General features: G+C 74.1%; 3 protein-coding genes. 2 read left to right on the top strand and 1 reads right to left on the bottom strand.

Annotation, left to right across the window (positions count from 1 at the left end; genetic code table 11):
• Positions 1-67: 67 nt before the first annotated feature.
• Positions 68-967, bottom strand: a complete 900-nt coding sequence (locus ACZ4VF_RS00075) for an ABC transporter ATP-binding protein (protein WP_467922138.1) — start codon at positions 965-967, stop codon at positions 68-70.
• A gap of 110 nt (positions 968-1,077) precedes the next feature.
• Here ACZ4VF_RS00075 and ACZ4VF_RS00070 point away from each other — a divergent pair, with 110 nt between their 5' ends.
• A complete protein-coding gene (locus ACZ4VF_RS00070; protein WP_467922137.1) occupies positions 1,078-1,818 on the top strand; it encodes a FadR/GntR family transcriptional regulator in 741 nt (246 codons plus the stop codon).
• A 37-nt stretch (positions 1,819-1,855) separates the two neighbouring features.
• A complete protein-coding gene (locus ACZ4VF_RS00065) occupies positions 1,856-2,626 on the top strand; it encodes a cache domain-containing protein (protein WP_467922134.1) in 771 nt (256 codons plus the stop codon).
• Positions 2,627-2,713: the final 87 nt, after the last annotated feature.

Raw genomic sequence — 2,713 nt, 5'->3', positions numbered from 1 at the left:
CTACACCCCCTACGGAGGGTTTCTCCGTTTTCGCGGGGATCCCGGTAATCCCCCCCCCCCCCCCCGGTCAAACAAAAAGGTGGTTCCCTCCCCCCCCCCCCCCCCCCCCCCCCCCGGTGCCGGTGGCGGTGGTGTGCTCGGGCTCGTCCGGCTCGGCGGCGTCCTTCAGTACGCGGATCTTCTCGGGGCGGATGTTGTAGGTGCCCGGGAAGCCGGTGATCCGGTGGGCGGCCTCGCCTTCGAGGAGGTTGGAGGTGCCGACGAAGGAGGCGACGAAGGAGGTCGCGGGGCGCTCGTAGATCTCCGCGGGGGTGCCGACCTGGGCGATGCGCCCCTGGTCGAAGACGGCGATCCGGTCGCTCATCGTCAGGGCCTCCTGCTGGTCGTGGGTGACGAAGACGAAGGTGATGCCCACCTCCCGCTGGATGGCCTTGAGTTCGACCTGCATCTGCTCGCGCAGCTTGAGGTCGAGGGCGCCGAGCGGTTCGTCCAGCAGCAGCACGCGGGGCCGGCCGACGAGGGCGCGGGCGAGGGCGACGCGCTGGCGCTGCCCGCCGGACAGCTGGGCGGGCCGCCGCTGGCCGTGGCCTTCGAGGCGGACCTCGGCGAGCGCCTTGCGGGCGCGGACCCGGCGTTCGGCCTTCGGGACCCCGCGGACCCTGAGCCCGTAGGCGACGTTCTGCTCGACCGTCATGTGCGGGAAGAGGGCGTAGTCCTGGAAGACGGTGTGCACGTCCCGCTCGAACGGGGCGAGGCCGGTGACCTCCTGCCCGGCGAGTTCGATCCGGCCCTCGTCCGGTGTCTCGAAGCCGGCGACGAGTCGCAGCACCGTCGTCTTCCCCGAGCCGGAGGGACCGAGCATCGAGAAGAACTCGCCGTCCCGGATCCGCAGGTCGACCCCGGCCACGGCGGTGGTCTCGCCGAACGCCTTCCGCAGGCCCTGCAGCCGGATCGCAATTCCCTCCATGGGGGAACCTTTCTGGCGCGCTGAACGTTGACCGCAAACATATGAAGTCATAGGTCATAGCTCAAGGTCCCCTTAAGGTAAAGCTTGAGTCAACGCACGAGGTGGTGGCCGTGAGGCAGCACGAGACCGAGGGAGGCGCCCGCAAGGCCCTCTTCGCCCCGGTGGACAACCGGGCCCGCGTGGACACGGTCGTCCGCCGCATAGGGGACGCCATCGAGCTGGGACTCCTCGCCGACGGGGAGCAGCTCCCCGGCGAGAGCGAGCTGGCCGGACAGCTCGGCGTGTCCACGGTGACGCTGCGCGAGGCGCTCATGGCGCTGCGGCAGCAGGGTCTGGTCACCACCCGCCGGGGCCGCGGCGGCGGCAGCTTCGTCTCGCTGCCCGAAGTCCCCGCCGACGACCGGCTCAGGACGCGGCTGCGCGGCTGGAGCACCGAGGAGCTGCGCGACCTCGGCGACCACTGGGCCGCCCTGTCCGGAGCCGCCGCCCGGCTCGCCGCCCAGCGCACCGAACCCGCCGACCTCCAGCCGCTGCGCCGGACGGCCGGGGAACTGGCGGAGGCCGGGGACGCGGCGGCACGCAGCCGGCTCTACGGCCGCTTCCACGTCGAACTCGCCGCCGCCGCCCAGTCCGCCCGGCTCACCCGCGAACAGATCGTCCTGCAGAGCGAGGTGGGCGCCCTGCTCTGTCTCGTCCTGGCCGACGACGCATATCGTGAAGAAGTTGCGGACCGTCACCGCGGCGTCGTCGCCGCGGTGCAGGATGGGGCCCACGAAACGGCCGGCACGCTGGCCGAGCGGTGCGTCAGGGAGTCGGCGGCGCGGCTCGTCGCCGTACGCCTCACCCTCTGACCGCACCGCGTCCGGTTCCCGTCCGCTGGAGGAGACCATGGGCGTCAGCACGGGGCTCGCCACCGTCGCCACCCTCGCCACGGAGCCGGAGACACGGGTCGCCGCGCAGGTGTGCGGTGCGCTGGAGGCCGTTTTCGAGGCGGTCGCCGCCACCCGTGCCGACACCGCCGCCCTGCTGCACCGGGTGGCCGCCGAGGGGCGCCGGCCCGTCAGCCGCGACCTCGCCGCCCTGCGCCCCGGACTCCATCTGCGGCTGCGCCACGAGGAACTCGTCTCCGGCGTCGGCTTCGTGGCGACCCCCGGGCTGCTGGACGACGTGCCGGCCTGGCTGGAGTGGTGGCAGGCGGACGCGGAGGGCGACGTACACCCGCTCCTGCTCGATCTCGACCCCCGCCGGTCGGCCTACTCCGACTACACGCACTGGGACTGGTTCGCCCTGCCCCGCGACACCGGACGCCGGGCCGTGGCCGGACCGTACGTGGACTACCTCTGCTCCGACGAGTACAGCCTCACCCTGTCCGCACCGGTGCGGATCGAGGGGCGCTTCGCCGGGGTCGCGGCGGCCGACGTGTACCTGCGGCACTTCGAGGCGGCCGTGCTGCCGCTGCTGCGGCGCCTGTCCCGGCCGGCCCGTCTGGTGAACGCCCGCGGCCGGGTCGCCGCCTCGGCCGACCCCGCCCACCTGGCCGGCTCCCTCACCCGGGGCCCGGACTTCGGCGAACTCCTCACCGCCGCACGGCCCGGCACCTACGGCGGACTGCGCCTCGTGCCGTGCCGGGGCGTGCCCCTGGTCCTCGTCCTGGCCTGAGCGCGGCCGCGGGGGGGGGGGGGGAGGGGGGGGGGGGGGGGGGGGGGGGGGGGGGGGGGGGGGGGGGTGGGGGGGAGGGGGTGGGGG

It is taken from the genome of Streptomyces sp. NPDC029151, assembly GCF_055564315.1.
The sequence above is the reverse complement of the archived record's forward strand: the minus strand, read 5'-3'. Positions and strand labels throughout refer to the sequence as shown.

What these genes read in the sequence shown, in the direction of transcription:
- ACZ4VF_RS00075 (WP_467922138.1), bottom strand. Translation starts at nt 967, where the DNA reads ATGGAGGGAATTGCGATCCGGCTGCAGGGCCTGCGGAAGGCGTTCGGC.
- ACZ4VF_RS00065 (WP_467922134.1), top strand. Translation starts at nt 1,856, where the DNA reads ATGGGCGTCAGCACGGGGCTCGCCACCGTCGCCACCCTCGCCACGGAG.